This is a genomic window from Polynucleobacter sp. MWH-UH2A, assembly GCF_018687195.1.
Lineage (GTDB): Bacteria > Pseudomonadota > Gammaproteobacteria > Burkholderiales > Burkholderiaceae > Polynucleobacter.
The window spans coordinates 1,476,233-1,493,380 of the sequence record NZ_CP061321.1 but is presented as its reverse complement, the minus strand read 5'-3'; the positions used below and the strand labels follow the sequence as shown (position 1 = coordinate 1,493,380).

Here is a 17,148-nt window from a genome sequence, read left to right as displayed (position 1 = left end):
TTAGCTATTTCAGGCAAAGGAGTTGGAAAACTCTTCCATCTTGATGGTTGTCATGAGAAAAAGAATGCGTCTCTGAATGCTTTTACGTTCATTGATTTTGTCATGCGGCAAACGGTCATGCTCTCGCAATAATTTAGTAATGATTGGGTTGTAATGTTCGCGGACGGGTGACATCTTTATTCCTTGATAAATAGCTTGTTAAATAGAATGTATCAAGCACTCTATATATCCACAAGAAATATATAGCGATATCTAAATAACTATTTGGAATAAAGATTGTCTTGTATCACTTCTCCACAAATGCGCGCTCGTACACATAGTCGCCCATTTGTCCAAGGCTTGGGGATACTTTAAAGCCTTTTGCATCTAGCATTTCAGAGGTTTCCTTAAGCATTGAAGGGCTACCGCAAATCATTGCCCTGTCAACAGCGGGATCTAATGGTGGCAAACCAATATCTTTAAAGAGCTGGCCTGACTCAATAGCTGTAGTGAGGCGACCCGTGTGTTTGAATGCTTCTCGAGTGACCGTTGGATAGTAGATGAGCTTTTCACGAATAAGCTCACCAAGGTATTCATGCTGAGTTAACTCATTTTTTATATAGTCACCATAGGCAAGTTCGCTAACTAGGCGGACACCATGGATCAAGACAACCTTTTCAAATTTTTCGTAAGTCTCAGGATCGCGGATGATGCTCATGAATGGCGCTAGACCCGTGCCCGTACTAAATAAGTACAGATGTTTTCCTGGATTTAAATCATCAAGTACTAATGTGCCAACAGATTTTTCACTAACTAGTATTGGGTCGCCAACCTGAATTTTTTGTAGACGCGAGGTGAGTGGACCATCTTGAACTTTGATACTTAGAAATTCAAGATGCTCTTCGTAGTTAGGGCTGGCAACGCTATAGGCTCTTACCAACGGCTTTCCCTCTACCTCAAGTCCTATCATCAAAAAGTGGCCACTGCGAAAACGAAGTGCCTTATTGCGTGTGGTAGTAAAGCTAAAAAGGGTGTCGTTCCAATGGTGAACGGATAAAACGGTTTCGGTGTTGTATGCAGCCATGAATGCTAAATTTAAAGGGTATTAAAAGATCCTCTAATTATCCCATTCTCAGCGGTCTAGTTTGCCGCTATTCAGCCGCTAAATGGTACTAAGTCGTGATATGCATCAAACTTTTAGTCATAAGAATGTTTTTTTGATGGGGTAGGTAGAGTTTTACGCGGAGTATGATTCTTGAATGACCTCAGCTCGATATTTGTCTATTTCCCTGTTCTCCCTCGGGCTTGTTATGTTCGCCGTAATCTTGCAACAGACGGGATACCAGGGCGTGAGCTTTTTGCCATGCCCTTTGTGTATTTTGCAAAGAGTGGGGTTTTTGGGGGTCGCCATTTTTTGTTTCTTGGCTGCGGGATCTATCCGGCTGCGTAAATTTTTCCATGGGTTGGCCACCATAGCAGCAGCCTATGGTCTTACAGTTGCCGGTCATCAGGTGTGGCTTTTATCTCATCCTGGCGCATCTTGTGGCATTGATCCATTGGAGGTTTGGATCAATCAATTTCAGCTTTCCCAAAATATTCCTTGGCTTTTTAAAGCAGACGGCCTATGTACCGCGAAACTCCCGCCAATTCTTGGTCTCCAAGTGCCGGAATGGTCTGCATTCTGGTTTTTAGTACTTTTTGCTGTCTTATTAGGTACTTTGGTGGGTAAAAAAGACAAGATTTGAGGATCTTTATATCTAAAAGTAGTTAAGATATAAAAAGTACTTCGTTTACAAATATAAAGCCGCCCCATAAGATTTGACTCATACAAGATCAGAGGCTTATATGACGTACTTTCAAGACAATTCATCAGTTATTGCTAATTCAGCACTTGTGGATGCTGCTCAAGTTATTAACGCTCGAAAACAGCTAATAAATTCAATTTTTTCTGTTGCTCAGGTAATAGTTGGTGTCGTGCTGTTGGCCTTGTCTACACATCTTGCTGTAGAGAGTGAAATTTATCTAAATGCTTTAGACCAGAGTGGTTTAAATCAATATCATGTGTTTGCGCTTTTGGTCTGCACAAGCTTCTTCGCTGGTATTTTGCTCATTGCGCAGCAAGTCTTGCACCATGATGTAAATGGACTTGATGAAATATCTTCGTACTAAATTCTGAATTTAGATTAAATAAAAAGGCGCCTATTGGCGCCTTTTATCTTTTATCAGAATTAACTTCTAATATTCAGCTTGCTTATTCTTCTTCACGACGCAAGTGCGGGAAGAGAATCACATCCCGAATATTCGGCGCGTCGGTCAGTAGCATGACTAAACGGTCAATGCCAATACCACAACCGCCTGTAGGAGGCATGCCATATTCGAGTGCGCGAATGAAGTCGTGATCAAAGTACATTGCCTCTTCATCACCCGCTTCTTTTTGCTCCACTTGTTTACGGAAGCGATTGGCTTGATCTTCAGCATCATTAAGTTCTGAGAAGCCGTTAGCAATCTCGCGACCGGTGATGAACAGCTCAAAGCGCTCGGTGATGCCTGGGCGAGTATCTGATTCTCTTGCTAGTGGGCTTACTTCAATTGGGTAATCAATGATGTAAGTTGGCTCCCAAAGGTGTTCCTCGGCAACCAATTCAAACAGCGCTAATTGCAATGCGCCTAGACCTGCGTTTTTGAGGGTTGGGGAATCTGGATTCTCACCACCTTTTTTGAGTTCGGCGCGAATGAATGCGGCATCTTCAAGCTGAGCGGGATCATAGCTTTTGCCAGACTGACCGCAATATTTCAAGATCGCCTCACTAATCGTTAAGCGTTGAAACGGTTTGCTTAAATCCAGTTCGCGACCTTGGTGAGTCAAGACGGCAGTGCCTTGTGCATCAATAGCTGCCGCGCGAATAAGACCCTCTGTAAAATCCATCAACCAGCGGTAATCTGTATATGCCGCATAGAACTCCATCATCGTAAATTCTGGATTATGGCGAGGACTCACACCTTCGTTACGGAAGTTGCGATTAATTTCAAAGACGCGCTCAAAGCCACCCACTACCAAACGCTTTAAATAAAGCTCAGGAGCGATACGCAAGAACATTTGCATGTCCAGGGCATTGTGATGGGTGATGAATGGTTTGGCTGCTGCACCACCAGGAATGGGGTGGAGCATCGGCGTTTCAACTTCCATAAAGTCGGCATCAAGCATATGGCGACGCAGGGAGGCAATGGCCTTGCTACGCGCTTTAAAGGTATTGCGGCTTTCTGGGTTGACGATTAGATCAACATAACGCTGACGATATTTTGTTTCTAGATCGGAGAGGCCATGAAACTTATCAGGCAATGGACGCAATGACTTGCTCAGTAAGCGTAGACTGCTGCTCTCAACAGAGAGCTCACCTTTATTGGTTTTAAAGAGATTGCCTTCAGCGGAGATAAAGTCACCCATATCCCAGTGCTTGAAAGCACCGTGGGTATCTGCACCAGTCAATTCATCATTGATGTAGAACTGAATTTGCCCACTGCGATCTTGAATGGTGGCGAAGCTGGCCTTACCCATCACACGTTTGAGTACCATGCGACCAGCTACTTTCACATGAATCTTTTTCTCAGCTAGCTCTTCTTTAGTCAAGCTATCGTAATGAGCATGCAGGTCAGCTGCCAAATGGGTCGGTACAAAATCATTTGGAAAGGCGACCCCATTCGAGCGAAGTTTTGCTAACTTCTCACGGCGTTCGGCAATGATGTGATTTTCATCGACAACTTCAGTTGCCGAGGTCTGGGTGTTTGCTGAATTCGTTTTATCGTTCATATTCGTGATTAATTAAACGCCTTGTTTTAGGCTGGCTTCAATAAATGCATCGAGATCTCCATCCAATACTTTTTGAGTATTTGAAATCTCAACGTTCGTACGCAAATCTTTAATACGGCTTTGATCAAGAACATAAGAGCGAATCTGATGTCCCCAACCCACATCGGTTTTGCTAGCCTCTAGCTTGTCTTGCTCAGCGCGACGCTTTTGCATTTCATGTTCATAGAGGCGAGATTTCAGCATGCTCATTGCTTCAGCACGGTTGCGATGTTGGCTACGATCGTTTTGACACTGCACAACAATTCCAGTGGGAACGTGGGTTAAGCGCACAGCAGAATCAGTTTTGTTAATGTGCTGACCGCCTGCACCAGAGGCGCGATAGGTGTCAGTACGAATATCTGCGGGATTCACTTCAATTTCAATAGAGTCATCAATCTCAGGATAGACATAGATCGAGGCAAAGGAAGTATGGCGTCCATTAGACGAGTCAAAAGGAGATTTGCGCACTAAGCGATGTACGCCTGTTTCAGAGCGAAGGTGACCATATGCATATTCACCATCGACTTTGATAGTAGCACTCTTGATGCCAGCGACATCGCCATCAGACTCTTCCAAAATTTCAGTTTTGTATCCCTTGCGTTCACAATACTTTAAGTATTGGCGATATAGCATGCTAGCCCAGTCACAAGCTTCAGTACCGCCAGCCCCCGCTTGAATATCAATAAAGCAGTTGCATGAATCCATCTCATTGTGAAACATGCGACGGAACTCCAGATCATTGATGATCTTGCTATAACCTTCTACATCTTTCTCAATAGCGGCGATGGTTTCGAAATCACTTTCTTCCTTGGCCATATCAAAGAGCTCAATGGCTCCAGTAATATTGGTATTGAGATCGGTCAGTGTTGAAACAACGCCGTCTAGCAATTTCTTTTCTTTGCCTAAGGCTTGCGCTTTCTTTTGATCATCCCAAATACTGGGATCTTCTAGGATGGAATTAACTTCCGTGAGGCGACGCGACTTTACGTCGTAGTCAAAGATACCCCCGAAGAGCTTGCTCGCGGGTGAGCAGATCGGACAAGGTGTTTGAGATGGTGTTTAGTTGTTCAGCTTCCATCCCCTAATTATAAGGGGGTTATTCCAACTGACCCTTAGGGTGCTGAGCTTTCATCGTGGGCTTCGATCATGAGCTGGACGCGAGCCTGCCCTTGGTAGCGATCCGTCACAAGGCGGTAAGCAAGCTTGGCTTTGCTGGGTAAGCTTTGGGTGCGATTAAACCAAACGGCTGTGAGCGGTTTAGCCGCTACCGAACTGAGATCTCCAGTGAGTGGTTTCACCTGCAAACGTAGATGCTTTTCTTTCATGAGGCTTTGCTGAGTGATTTCAAAGTCGCCATAGAAAATGGGCTGTGGAAATCCCTGCCCCCAGATTTCATCTGCAAGCAGATCCCCAATTTCAGGGGTAAATTCCGGGGTCTGAAGGACGCCGTCATGAATATGCTGGCGCTCTAATAGTTCATCACTTAACAAGCTATCGGCGACCTCTTGGAAACACGCATCAAAGCGATCAAAATCAGTCTTGCGAATAGTTAGGCCTGCCGCCATTGCGTGACCGCCAAACTTTAATATCAGGCCAGGTTCTTTTTTGGAAACGATGTCTAGGGCATCACGCAGATGAAATCCTGTTAAGGATCTACCGGACCCTCTTAATTCCTCGCCCGTATTGCCATCAGGTGCAAAGATAATTGCTGGGCGATTAAAGCGTTCCTTAAGGCGTGAGGCCACGATACCAACAACGCCTTGGTGCCACTCGGGATTCCACAAGCAAATACTCGAGCGCTGTGCCATGGTGCCTGCAAGTTGTTCTTCAGAAAGGTGAGCGAGAGCGGTTTCTTGCATGCCTGTTTCAATCACTCGCCGTTCGCGATTGATGCGATCGAGCTCTTGAGCAAGCTGTAAGGCTTCATCTGCATTATCAGTTAGCAGCAGACGAATACCCAGTGTCATATCGGCAAGACGGCCTGCAGCATTGAGTCTTGGCCCAATAGCAAAACCGAGATCAAAGGTGTTGGCTTTGCGGGGATCGCGAGTTGCTACCTGAAAAAGCGCCTGTATTCCAGGCTGTGATATTCCAGCGCGAATACGTTTCAATCCATTCGAAACCAAGATTCGATTATTGCGATCCAACTGCGCAACGTCAGCAACAGTTCCAAGTGCCACAAGATCTAATAAATTTTCTAGCTTGGGTTGTGTCTCGCTAGTAAATTTGCCGCGCTTACGTAATTCAGCGCGCAGCGCTACCAATACATAAAACATCACACCAACACCAGCTAAGGCTTTGCTTGGAAAAGCGCAGTTCGGTTGATTGGGATTCACAATAGCTGCCGCATTGGGTAGCTTGTCAGCTGGTAAATGATGGTCGGTCACAATCACTGCCATGCCGAGTTCATTGGCGCGCTCAACACCGGCTTCACTGGCAATGCCGTTATCAACAGTAATTAGGTATTTGGGTTTTGGGGTTTGCTGGGCTGCCAGCTCCACGACGTCAGGTGTTAAGCCGTAGCCCATCGTAAAACGATTAGGCACTAAAAATTGAATGGGCGTTTCTTGTCCACCTAACATTCGTAAGCCACGTAGACCTACGGCGCAAGCGGTTGCACCATCGCAGTCATAGTCTGCAACGATGAGCATGGGCTCTCTCTTTTCCAAAATATCCGCAAGTAATGATGCGGTGCTAATGCAATTCTTCAGATCGTTTGGAGAGAAAAGATTTTTTAATTCAAGAGAGAGCTCTTCTGGCGACTCTACACCTCGCGCCGCATACAGTCGAGCCAACAGCGGGTGTAGGCCGCTTTGCTCTAACCAGGTAGCAGCCCTTTCTGAAAAAGATCGTTTGGAAAAATGACTCACGATTGAATTAGGGTATTCCAAGTAAGGAGGGGTGGCTTTTTCCAAGGCATCCAGGATTTCTTCTGAATATCACGGATAGTCAATATTCTCTCTCGAGTTTTCCCATTAGGGAAATCAATCATCATCACTTCATCTAGTTGTTTATTCAGTAATTGATTAACCAATTGAGGCCAAAGTATTTCTGGATTTTCTAGCCAAGCAAAAGCGCCTGCAAGCTTCTCTATAGAGGGGGATGGACTAGATGGGATGCCGCAAAATTTTGCAAGTCCTGATAGTAGGAGGTGTTGCCCATAAATCTTGCTTGCCCGCATAAGTGCTGGCGGTGCTTTGACATCATTCAACCTGCCAATGCCACTAATCCAAATGGAGTTGATGCTGGGAAAACCTCTGGCTTGGCGTTCTTCATTTACCTTATCAATATGCCAAAGCATTTGAATTTCATTTTGTAATTTACGCCAACGCTTCGCGATGCCTGGCTCATGCGTGTCATGTGGCATCCACCAGTCAATATTGCGACCTTGTGCTTGGTCAACACTGTAAGTAGCCAACTTGCTAAATGGTCCAGCAGGAATAAACCAATAATGTTGATTCTGAAACAGTAGGGAATGCTCAAAGTCTTCCTCAAGCAGGGGTAGTGCTGCATTCAGTAATTGGATTGATTCAGATTCGGTCAGATCAATCTGATTCTGACCCATCAAAATCAGATGGTCGCGAGTAGCATGCAAATGAACTGGCTGTAAGCAAGCGATTTCTTGATTGGGATCCACGCTCAAAGAGGATTGACCCAATAGAAGGATGGGCGCAGAGGGCACTTTATCGCCAAGAAGAAACCGCTCATGCGGTAATCCTTGGTGGGCTTGATCGCCGCCTTGTTCATCCAATACATCCTCTCCCGTTAGCATCAGGGTGAAGCGTTTAGGCTGACCTTGGGTATTTTGGTGGAGGGCTGAATTCTGAGTCATTTCCTTAATTTTAGGTGGCATTTGGAGAATCCATTGGTTTGTCCTTGCAATTGTCTAAACTGTGGCTATGTTGAGATTTCCGATCGACCTAGAAATTGGCTTACGCTACACCCGTTCGAAACGTCGAAAGGCGGTTGGTAAGCGGGACGGCTTTTTATCCTTTATTTCTGGAATTTCTACCGCTGGCATTGCCTTGGGTGTCGCTTCCTTAATTGTGGTCCTCTCGGTCATGAATGGCTTTCAGAAGGAAGTGCGAGATCGTATGTTATCCGTACTTTCGCATGTAGAAATTACTGCACCAGATGGTTTGGCTAATTGGGAAGCGCTTTCCTTAAAACTCGCTAAAGAGCCTCACGTAGTTGGGGTCGCTCCGATGGTGAGTTCTCAAGGGCTATTAACTCGCGATAACGTTATGCGCGGCGTTGCCATTCGGGGGATCTCTCCAGGCGAGGAAGGAAAGGTTTCCGATCTTCCAAGGCAATTCATTGCTGGAAATATTAATGATCTTCAGCCAGGTAGTTTTAGTGTTGCTTTAGGGGCGCAATTAGCATCGATTGTTGGCGCACGCATTGGCGATCGAATTAATTTAATTGTTCCCGAAAGCGACCTCACTCCAGCCGGTGCGATGCCCAGAATGCGCACGCTTCAAGTGGTGGGTATTGTCGATAGCGGTCATTATGAATATGACAGCTCTTTAGCCATCATGCACTGGAAAGATGCTGCTGCCTTGTTACGTTTACATGACCCATCCGGTTTACGTATCAAAGTGGACGATATGCAGCGTGCCCCTGAAGTTGCGGCTGAGCTGGCTGCGGTAGTTCCCCAGGCTTTGTGGGTTACAGACTGGTCTCGATCTAATCGCAATTGGTTTGCCGCGGTTCAAACTGAAAAGAAGATGATGTTCATCATCTTGACGCTCATTATTGCTGTGGCTGCATTTAATTTAGTTTCTACATTAGTGATGACAGTAAATGAGAAACAGGCTGATATTGCCATTTTGAGAACCATGGGCGCCAGCCCAGGATTGATACAACGCATCTTTTTAGTTCAGGGCTTGGCAATTGGTTTAATGGGATCGCTTGCAGGTGTGGGTCTCGGTTTGTTGATTGCCTGCAATATTGATGTCATCGTTCCAGCAATTGAGGCAATTTTCCGTGTGCGGTTCTTGCCACGTGAGGTGTACTTTATTAGCGAGTTGCCATCGGATGTGCGTATGGGCGATGTAGTTACAGTTGGATTGATGGCTTTTGGTTTGTCGGTATTAGCAACCTTGTATCCAAGTCGTCGCGCTGCGAAGATTAAGCCAGCGGAGGCGCTGCGCTATGAGTAATCTAAATACACCTGTATTGCTAGCCAAAGGTTTGGCTAAAACTTATGGCCAAGGCCCAACCGCTGTTGAAGTGCTGAAAGCAGTGGATTTGAGTGTGGCGAATTCGGAAAAGGTCGCCATTGTAGGCTCGTCCGGCTCAGGAAAAAGCACCTTACTTCATCTTTTGGGTGGTTTGGATACCCCAAGCGCTGGTTCTGTCTTTCTTGGTGGCGAAGATATCAATCGACTTTCAGTTTCCAAGCTAGATCAACTGCGCAACCGGAATTTAGGTTTCATTTATCAATTTCATCACCTCTTGGATGAATTTAGTGCAGTAGAGAATGTTGCCTTACTGCTTCGAATCCGGGGCTTAAGTAACGAAGAGTCGATGGATCGCGCAAGTCAGATGCTCAAAGCAGTTGGCTTAGCCAAACGCGAACTCCATATACCTGCAGAGTTATCCGGTGGAGAGCGTCAGCGTGTTGCAGTAGCTAGAGCATTGGTAGGTAATCCTAGCTGTGTATTGGCTGATGAACCTACGGGAAATTTAGATGCTGAAACGGCTGATGGTGTATTTGATTTGATGTTAGATATCGCGCGCGAACAAGGCACTTCTTTTGTCATTGTGACGCATGATCCGGTTCGTGCTCAACGATGCGATCGTATTTTGCACTTAGAGCGTGGGGTACTCAAAACTTTTGCGCAGTGAGGTCGCTCCCATGTGGATTGATACGCACTGCCATTTAGATGCGCCTGAGTTTTCTTCATCGTTAGCGTCGATCATCGACTCTGCGAAAGAAAATAATGTATCTGCCATTCTGTTGCCTGCAGTCAAAGCGGCGGACTCGCAGAGTGTACGAATGTTGGCTTCGCAATATGGCAATGAGATTCCTGGGTTGGTGTATACGCTCGGTATTCATCCTTTGTATACCAATCAAGCCCATGGAGGCGATCTCGATGTACTAGAAGATCATATAAACGAAGCACTCGCCGACACTAGATTTGTTGGTATTGGTGAAATTGGTTTGGATTACTTCGTTGAAGGATTAGATCCCCATAAGCAAGAACACTTTTTTCATGCTCAGCTAGATTTGGCTGAGCAATTCCAATTGTCTGTAATTTTGCATGTGCGTCGTTCGCAAGACGCCATATTGAAAGCGTTGCGACGTCGAAAAATTCCTGGTGGTATTGCGCATGCATTTAATGGTAGCTTTCAGCAGGCCGAGCAATTTATCGAGCTTGGTTTCAAGTTAGGCTTTGGTGGGGCGGCAACGTATGAACGTGCATTGCAGATTCGTAGACTCATCAAAGAATTGCCGCTTGATAGCATTGTTACGGAAACGGATGCACCAGATATTCCGCCTGCTTGGCTAAAAGCGGAAAAATTAGCATTCAATGAGCCGGCATTTTTGCCTAGAATTGCTAGGGAGCTTGCAGCTATTCGTGGTGTAAATGATGCTGATTTTGCTTCTGCGGTGTGGCGTAATGTCATGCAAGCTTTGCCTCGTTGGTCGGCACTCTGCGCCAATAATCCAAACCTAACTGTCTCCCCTTAAATCCTTGCGCTTAGCAATTACGGCATTTATTGCCGGGGGATTACTCCTTTTTCTTTTGCCGCAGGTGCCATCGCAATGGCAATGGATCTGTGTTGCCGCTAGTTTGCTGTGCATATTTCTGATCTATGGATTTTCTGGGGTATCGAGGATCCGACATGTCTTCGTATGTATATTGGCGTTCTTTCTGGGTTTTGCATGGAATGCAAATTATGCTGACAACCGCCTGAAGAATATTCTTGCGCAGGAGCTAGAAGGAGAAGAGCTCAGTATTGAGGGTAGGGTAATTAGATTGCCTCAGGGTGGGATTACTGGGGCAAAGTTCGCGTTTGAAGTTGACAGCATGCTTTTCAAGGGTGAGAGGGGAGCGCAATTTCCAAAGCAAATCTACCTTAGTTGGCAGCCCGCTTGGAGAAGTCAGCAGCAAATCCCAGAAATTATCCCTGGACAACGCTGGAAATTGAAGGTGAAACTTAAAAGACCTTATGGGTCTCTGAATCCCCATACGTTTGACTTTGAGCGCTGGTCCTTTCATCAAAACTATGGCGCCAGCGGATCAATTAAATCAGGCGAATTAATGCTAACTAAAGACATTGGTCTAAGTGAGTTTGAATTACAAATGGAGTTAGCCCGCTACAAGCTTCGTAAAAAAATTCAGTCGGCGCTTCCACCAAATTCGCAATACGCAGGTGTGATTGTTGCTTTAGTCATGGGAGATCAAAACGCGATTCATCAAGAAGACTGGACTGTATTTAACGCAACTGGAATTGGACATTTGATTTCAATATCAGGACTGCATGTCACGATGCTAGCTGGTGTTGGGGCAACTTTAGCGGCATTCTGTTGGAGACGTAGATCTTTGCCACTGCTGTTTCCCGTTAGCAAGGTAGCAGCGCTATCAGGATTTTTGACGGCATTTATTTATGCATGGCTAGCTGGATTCCAGATACCGGCTCAAAGAACCATGTACATGGTTGGGGTAGTTGCCTTTGCCTTATGGACCGGCAGAAATCCAAGATCATTTGATATTTGGTGGTGGGCACTTGTATTTGTTTTGTTGATTGATCCGATGGCGCCTTATACGCCAGGCTTTTGGCTATCGTTTGGGGCAGTGGCGGCTATCTTATATGCCATGAAAGATTCTTCGGGGTTGCTGGGCATTCCAACGGGCAAGGAGTTGGAGGCTCCTTGGACGTCGCGATTCTTGCAAGCATGCCGAGAAGCTTGTCGAGTACAGGCTGTAGTGACAATTGCATTGTTGCCAATAACGTTATTTTGGTTTTATCAGGTTTCGGTAGTCTCACCATTGGCAAACGCTTTTGCTATTCCTGTCGTAAGTTACATCGTTACACCTTTAGCTATTGCTGGAGCATTACTGCCAGAGTTTTTGGGTAAGTGGCTTTTATGGCCAGCGCACATAGTGATGGAGTATTTAGCAGTTCTCCTCGAGTGGATGGCAAATTGGGATTGGGCGGTAGTTTGGTCAAATCAACCTGCATGGTGGCTAATAGTGTTCTCGGGTTTGGGAATGGTTTATGCCATACAGCCAGGTGAGTTAATAGCATCTTGGCGATTGAGGTTATGTGCGCTAGTTCCAACGGCATTGCTTTTTGTTCCTTGGTCAAGCTTGAATGACGCCACTTTACGTTTGGGTGAGTTTAGGGCGATCGTTTTGGATATTGGGCAAGGCACTTCGGTCTTAATTGAAACGGCTAATAAGCGATTGCTATATGACACTGGACCTATACAAGGTAAAGGGGATGATGCTGGGCAACGAATGATATTGCCCTATCTTCGAGGCAGGGGTATTAGCAAAATTGACCGAATGGTTATCAGCCATAGTGATAGTGATCATGTGGGTGGGGCGGCTTCGTTATTGAAGCATATTTCTTTTGGGGAAATGATGGGTTCTCTACCAATCGACAACCCGCTGCTGCTGAATTTAGGCGCAAGAAAAATTCCAAGCATTCCCTGTCGCTATAAGCAACGTTGGATTTGGGATGGAGTGGAGTTTCTTATTTGGCACCCACATGAATCCACTCATTTCCAAAAACAATACTCTATGAAGCCTAATGAAATGAGTTGTGTTCTTGAGGTACGCAATAAACGTCACTCGTTTTGGCTGACTGGTGATGTCGAGCGTCAAGGTGAAGCAGAAATTACCGAGCGTTTAGACGCAGAGATGTTGGGTGAGATTGGCAATCGACAAATAATTTTCATGGCCCCACATCATGGAAGCAAAACCTCCTCATCTGCCGAGCTCCTAAAAGCGTTAGAGCCGGATATTGCTTTTGCCCAAAATGGTTATCGCAATCGGTATGGGCATCCACATCCTACGGTTACAGCCCGCTACGAAAGTCTTGGGGTCCCGTTCCACCAAACCCCAAACACGGGCGCACAAGTGTGGCTTTTTAAGAATGGCCCAGAGCACTCGAGCTGGTTTATGCGGTCAAGTAGTAGGCGCTTATGGCATCGCCACGAAACTAGTCCCGATAAAAAGAAAAAGCCCTTATAAATTAAGGGCTTAGTACGTAATATTTGGTTGCGGGGGCAGGATTTGAACCTACGACCTTCGGGTTATGAGCCCGACGAGCTGCCAGACTGCTCCACCCCGCGTCTGAGACTGTGATTCTACCATTTTTTGCGTTGCAATGTCGACTGTTTCTTTAATATATGCTGGAAAAATGAGGGTTTTAGCTTGCTCAAAGTCATTTGGGGCGACCTTATTTAGGGAGTAACATATTGCCACGCAACAAACAGCCAAAGGCCTGCAATGTCGATTAGCAATCCAGAGTTTTCCAGTTCAACACTATTAAACCCGGTTAATTTGCAAGAAGACCCTAACAACCATAAAAAGGGCAACTTGGGTGCGGTGATGCTCGCCGCCATTGGTGTTGTATTTGGCGATATTGGCACAAGCCCGCTTTATGCGCTTAAAGAGTGTTTTGATCCGCAGCATGGTATCGCATTTTCACCGGAGGCTTTATTTGGTGTAATTGCCATGATGATTTGGTCGCTGATTTTGGTGGTGACTTTTAAATACGTATTATTTGTTATGCGAGCAGACAACAAGGGTGAGGGGGGCGTGCTTTCTCTGATGGCTCTGGCCCTTCGTTCCTATAAGAGTGACTCAAAAACGTATTTCTGTTTAATGATTTTAGGCATGCTTGGCGCATGCATGTTACTAGGTGAGTCTGTTATTACCCCGGCTATTTCCGTTCTCTCTGCTGTTGAGGGTATCGAGATCGCAACACCGAGTTTACATAGATTTATTATTCCGATTTCGTTGACCATTTTGATTGCGCTGTTCTTAATTCAAAAATTTGGAACCGCTGCTGTTGGGAAACTCTTCGGCCCAATTACTCTGGCCTGGTTTATTGTGCTCGCGATTTTAGGGGTTATAAATATCGGTGCTGCGCCGCAAATTATTGGCGCAATTAATCCGATGCATGCTGTTTATTTTGTTTCCTTGCATCCCACGACTGCTTACATTGTGATGGGCGCAGTAGTGTTGGTTGTAACTGGGGTGGAAGCTTTGTATTTGGATATGGGGCATTTTGGCCGCAATCCAGTTCGTTATGCATGGTTATTCGTAGTGCTGCCTAGTTTGTTAATTAACTATTTAGGTCAGGGCGCATTGCTACTTTCTAATCCAGATGCTGCATCAAACCCGTTTTATTTGATGGTTCCTGAGTGGGCTTTGTGGCCAGTTGTTGGTCTAGCTACGGCGGCAACGGTAATCGCTTCACAAGCTGTTATTTCAGGCGCCTACTCGCTAGTGAGTCAAGCCATTCTCCTTGGTTTTATGCCTCGCATGACTATCATGCATACCTCAGACTCTGAGCAAGGTCAGATTTACGTGCCTGTAGTGAACTGGGCTTTGTTGTTTATGGTTGTCATTACCATTATCGAATTTAGAGCATCCGTTAATTTAGCAGCTGCTTATGGTATTTCAGTGACATCGACCATGATGATTACTGCAGTGTTACTTGCGGTGGTAATGTATCGCGAATGGAAGATGAATTTAATTCTAGTAATTGCGCTTACATCCGTATTTTTTACTTTAGATTTTTCTTTCTGGAGCGCAAACCTGATCAAAATCAAAGATGGTGGTTGGTATCCATTATTTTTAGGCCTACTAATTTTTACTTGTTTAATTACCTGGTATCGGGGTCGAAAGCTTTTGCGCGCAAAAATGGTTGAGGGATCAATTCCTTTGCAGGCTTTTGTGCAAGGTTTATTGGCTCACCCACCGCATCGAGTTGAGGGTACTGCAATCTTTTTGACGGCTCATGTTGACTATGTTCCGGTAGCGATGCTACACAACTTAAAACATAATCGAGTGATGCATGAGCGGATCTTTTTTGTGAAGTTGAGCACTTGGGACGTGCCTTATGTGAATGATGATCAGCGCATCACGATGAAAGATTTTGGCGGCGGCGTGTATTTGGTAAGGGCTGTTCATGGATTTAAAGAAACTCCGGATATTAATAATGTGCTCAAGTTGATCGAGGATCATGAAGGAATTCATTTTGACGTTATGGATACCTCTTTCTTTATTTCGCGCGATACGATTGTCCCGTCTTCGTCACCAGGTATGGCTTTGTGGAGAGAAAAGCTTTTCAGTTGGATGATGCAAAATGCCGCAAAACCATCTGATTTTTTCCGAATTCCAGCAAATCGTTTAGTTGAGCTAGGCGCTAAGGTAGAGATTTAAGAGAAAAACTTCCTTTAATGACCAAGTTCTTTATTGCCATTTTTTGGCTGATTAGCTTTATCAGCGGAGTGGTGCTTGCCACGCCAGCTGAAGAAGTAGAGTTGAAGCAGTTAAATAAGATAGAGCAAGAGCTTGAGCTGCAACGCGATTGGGCTAAGTATCGTTGGGGTAAAGCGCAGACTGATTGCTATCAGAACTACTGGGTAAATTATTGTTTGCGTAGCGCACGAGCTGAATATCGTAAAGAAGTTGACCCTATCAGTGAGCAAGAGCGTGCTTTGCATGAGGTGCAACGCAAACTGCGTAAGAGCATTAAAGATCAAGAAGATCAAAAACGTGCTGCTGAGCGTGCTTCCCCAGAAAAAGCTGCAGAACGCGCTGATAATCAGCGTGAGTTTGAGGAAAAGCAAAAAGCCTCGGCTACTAGGGCGGCAGATCTAGAGCGGCGTCGTAAAGATGCACCCAAGCGCGCTCAAGAGAATAAAGCTGGCACGCAACTTGATTAAGTTTTTTATTTATTCTGATATTTCATTGGGTCATCCTTGGCTAAAGTAAAAACAGTCTTCATCTGTCAGTCTTGCGGCGGCACTTCGGCGAAGTGGCAGGGGCAATGTCCATCATGCCAATCCTGGAATACGATGGAAGAGGGTTTGCCAGAGTCAACTTCAAATTCTCGGTTTCAGGGCTTAGCACAATCTTTACCGAGACAAAAACTTTCTGCCATTACAGCGGAAGATTTACCAAGATTCAGCACTGGTGTTGAGGAGTTTGATCGTGTGTTGGGTGGTGGACTGGTTCCTGGTGGCGTTGTATTGCTGGGCGGTGATCCTGGCATCGGTAAATCTACTTTGCTATTGCAAGCCCTTGCAGAGATGAGTGCTGCTGGCATGAATGTTCTTTACAGTAGTGGCGAAGAGTCTGCCGCACAAATTGCCTTGCGCGCAAAGCGAATCGCCTTAGATGCGCCGCAATTGGAAGTATTGGCAGAGATTCAGTTGGAGAAACTGATTTCTATTATGGATACCGTTAAACCACAAGTATTGGTGGTGGACTCCATTCAAACTTTGTACTCAGAGGTATTGAGCTCGGCACCAGGATCGGTGGCGCAGGTAAGAGAGTGTGCGGCTCAGTTAACGAGAGCAGCTAAAGCGAGTGGTATTTGCGTGCTGATGGTAGGTCATGTCACCAAAGATGGTCATTTAGCTGGCCCACGCGTACTTGAACACATTGTGGATACAGTGTTGTACTTTGAAGGCGATACCCATTCCTCTTTTCGTTTAATTCGCTCTATCAAGAATCGCTTTGGCGCAGTTAATGAACTGGGTGTATTTGCAATGACTGAGAAAGGGCTGCGTGGAGTGACAAACCCATCAGCGATTTTCTTATCACAACATGAGCAAATGGTTCCTGGTGCATGTGTGCTGGTGACGCAAGAAGGCAGTAGACCGTTGCTGGTCGAAATTCAGGCGCTGGTGGATACTGCACATGTGCCTAACCCTCGTCGCTTGGCTGTGGGTTTGGAGCAGGCGCGCTTAGCAATGTTATTGGCGGTCTTACACCGTCATGCAGGTGTGGCTTGTTTTGATCAAGACGTATTTCTGAATGCGGTAGGTGGTGTAAAAATTTCTGAGCCAGCCGCTGACTTAGCAGTCCTTTTGGCGATTCAATCATCTATTCGCAATCGCGCATTACCAAAAGAATTAATTGTGTTTGGCGAAGTCGGTTTAGCGGGAGAAATTCGTCCATGTCCGCGTGGGCAAGAGCGTCTCAAGGAAGCGGCAAAGTTGGGATTTACGGTTGCCATCATTCCGAAAGCCAATATGCCAAAGGCAAAAATTATGGGCTTGAGAGCGATTCCTGTGGAGCGAATTGATCAAGCGATCGCTGCAGCTGCAGAATTAAGTTAAAACC

At 45.6% G+C, this 17,148-nt stretch carries 15 protein-coding genes and 1 tRNA gene; 9 read left to right on the top strand and 7 right to left on the bottom strand.

From position 1 onward, the window contains the following. Positions 1-9: 9 nt before the first annotated feature. Both IC571_RS07770 and IC571_RS07765 read right to left on the bottom strand, forming a co-directional pair. Entirely contained in the window at positions 10-174 is a 165-nt protein-coding gene (locus IC571_RS07770; protein ID WP_215317914.1) for a hypothetical protein, read from the bottom strand. Between the two features lie 112 nt (positions 175-286). Beyond that, entirely contained in the window at positions 287-1,063 is a 777-nt protein-coding gene (locus tag IC571_RS07765) for a ferredoxin--NADP reductase (protein ID WP_215315778.1), read from the bottom strand. Between the two features lie 226 nt (positions 1,064-1,289). Between IC571_RS07765 and IC571_RS07760 the strand changes: the two genes are divergently transcribed. Further along, on the top strand, positions 1,290-1,724 hold the full coding sequence (locus IC571_RS07760) for a disulfide bond formation protein B (RefSeq protein WP_251373318.1): 435 nt from the start codon (positions 1,290-1,292) through the stop codon (positions 1,722-1,724). A gap of 100 nt (positions 1,725-1,824) precedes the next feature. Then, positions 1,825-2,148 carry a hypothetical protein gene (locus tag IC571_RS07755; RefSeq protein ID WP_215315774.1) on the top strand — a complete coding sequence of 108 codons (324 nt, stop codon included), beginning with the start codon at positions 1,825-1,827 and terminating at the stop codon, positions 2,146-2,148. An 82-nt stretch (positions 2,149-2,230) separates the two neighbouring features. On the opposite strand, the gene lysS is transcribed toward IC571_RS07755, so the two are convergent. The 4 genes from lysS to IC571_RS07735 form a co-directional block, all read right to left on the bottom strand. Further along, a complete protein-coding gene (gene lysS, locus IC571_RS07750; protein WP_215315772.1) occupies positions 2,231-3,787 on the bottom strand; it encodes a lysine--tRNA ligase in 1,557 nt (518 codons plus the stop codon). A 12-nt stretch (positions 3,788-3,799) separates the two neighbouring features. Beyond that, a protein-coding gene (gene prfB, locus IC571_RS07745) for a peptide chain release factor 2 (RefSeq protein ID WP_215315771.1) occupies positions 3,800-4,904 on the bottom strand; the annotation gives its coding sequence in 2 pieces (ribosomal slippage) (positions 3,800-4,822 and positions 4,824-4,904; 1,104 coding nt in all). Positions 4,905-4,938: 34 nt separating this feature from the next. Next, positions 4,939-6,696: a single-stranded-DNA-specific exonuclease RecJ gene (gene recJ, locus IC571_RS07740; RefSeq protein WP_215315769.1), complete on the bottom strand. Its 1,758-nt coding sequence runs from the start codon at positions 6,694-6,696 to the stop codon at positions 4,939-4,941. After that, positions 6,693-7,658: a hypothetical protein gene (locus IC571_RS07735; RefSeq protein WP_251373315.1), complete on the bottom strand. Its 966-nt coding sequence runs from the start codon at positions 7,656-7,658 to the stop codon at positions 6,693-6,695. Before IC571_RS07735 ends, recJ begins: the two co-directional genes overlap by 4 nt. Before the next feature lie 67 nt (positions 7,659-7,725). Between IC571_RS07735 and IC571_RS07730 the strand changes: the two genes are divergently transcribed. From IC571_RS07730 to IC571_RS07715, 4 genes are read left to right on the top strand one after another with little or no spacing between them, the layout of a single operon-like run. Continuing rightward, on the top strand, positions 7,726-8,988 hold the full coding sequence (locus IC571_RS07730; RefSeq protein ID WP_215315767.1) for a lipoprotein-releasing ABC transporter permease subunit: 1,263 nt from the start codon (positions 7,726-7,728) through the stop codon (positions 8,986-8,988). Continuing rightward, positions 8,981-9,676 carry an ABC transporter ATP-binding protein gene (locus tag IC571_RS07725; protein ID WP_215315765.1) on the top strand — a complete coding sequence of 232 codons (696 nt, stop codon included), beginning with the start codon at positions 8,981-8,983 and terminating at the stop codon, positions 9,674-9,676. The genes IC571_RS07730 and IC571_RS07725 overlap by 8 nt, the downstream gene beginning before the upstream one ends. A 10-nt stretch (positions 9,677-9,686) precedes the next feature. Continuing rightward, entirely contained in the window at positions 9,687-10,523 is an 837-nt protein-coding gene (locus IC571_RS07720; protein ID WP_215315764.1) for a TatD family hydrolase, read from the top strand. 4 nt (positions 10,524-10,527) lie between these two features. Next, positions 10,528-13,035: a DNA internalization-related competence protein ComEC/Rec2 gene (locus tag IC571_RS07715; protein WP_251373312.1), complete on the top strand. Its 2,508-nt coding sequence runs from the start codon at positions 10,528-10,530 to the stop codon at positions 13,033-13,035. Positions 13,036-13,059: 24 nt separating this feature from the next. Here IC571_RS07715 and IC571_RS07710 read toward each other — a convergent pair. Next, positions 13,060-13,136 (bottom strand) — tRNA-Met (locus IC571_RS07710). A gap of 259 nt (positions 13,137-13,395) precedes the next feature. Between IC571_RS07710 and IC571_RS07705 the strand changes: the two genes are divergently transcribed. From IC571_RS07705 to radA, 3 genes are read left to right on the top strand one after another with little or no spacing between them, the layout of a single operon-like run. After that, on the top strand, positions 13,396-15,237 hold the full coding sequence (locus tag IC571_RS07705; protein WP_251373567.1) for a potassium transporter Kup: 1,842 nt from the start codon (positions 13,396-13,398) through the stop codon (positions 15,235-15,237). A gap of 17 nt (positions 15,238-15,254) precedes the next feature. Then, entirely contained in the window at positions 15,255-15,743 is a 489-nt protein-coding gene (locus IC571_RS07700) for a hypothetical protein (protein ID WP_215315760.1), read from the top strand. 36 nt (positions 15,744-15,779) lie between these two features. Further along, positions 15,780-17,144 (top strand): DNA repair protein RadA, encoded by a 1,365-nt coding sequence (gene radA / locus IC571_RS07695; protein ID WP_215315759.1) that lies wholly within the window; start codon positions 15,780-15,782, stop codon positions 17,142-17,144. Positions 17,145-17,148 lie beyond the last annotated feature (4 nt).

Bases quoted from the DNA above. Each gene is read 5' to 3' on its own strand.
- IC571_RS07770 (WP_215317914.1), bottom strand. From the start codon at position 174: ATGTCACCCGTCCGCGAACATTACAACCCAATCATTACTAAATTATTG.
- IC571_RS07765 (WP_215315778.1), bottom strand. From the start codon at position 1,063: ATGGCTGCATACAACACCGAAACCGTTTTATCCGTTCACCATTGGAAC.
- IC571_RS07760 (WP_251373318.1), top strand. From the start codon at position 1,290: ATGTTCGCCGTAATCTTGCAACAGACGGGATACCAGGGCGTGAGCTTT.
- IC571_RS07755 (WP_215315774.1), top strand. From the start codon at position 1,825: ATGACGTACTTTCAAGACAATTCATCAGTTATTGCTAATTCAGCACTT.
- lysS (WP_215315772.1), bottom strand. From the start codon at position 3,787: ATGAACGATAAAACGAATTCAGCAAACACCCAGACCTCGGCAACTGAA.
- IC571_RS07735 (WP_251373315.1), bottom strand. From the start codon at position 7,658: ATGACTCAGAATTCAGCCCTCCACCAAAATACCCAAGGTCAGCCTAAA.
- IC571_RS07730 (WP_215315767.1), top strand. From the start codon at position 7,726: ATGTTGAGATTTCCGATCGACCTAGAAATTGGCTTACGCTACACCCGT.
- IC571_RS07725 (WP_215315765.1), top strand. From the start codon at position 8,981: ATGAGTAATCTAAATACACCTGTATTGCTAGCCAAAGGTTTGGCTAAA.
- IC571_RS07720 (WP_215315764.1), top strand. From the start codon at position 9,687: ATGTGGATTGATACGCACTGCCATTTAGATGCGCCTGAGTTTTCTTCA.
- IC571_RS07705 (WP_251373567.1), top strand. From the start codon at position 13,396: ATGCTCGCCGCCATTGGTGTTGTATTTGGCGATATTGGCACAAGCCCG.
- IC571_RS07700 (WP_215315760.1), top strand. From the start codon at position 15,255: ATGACCAAGTTCTTTATTGCCATTTTTTGGCTGATTAGCTTTATCAGC.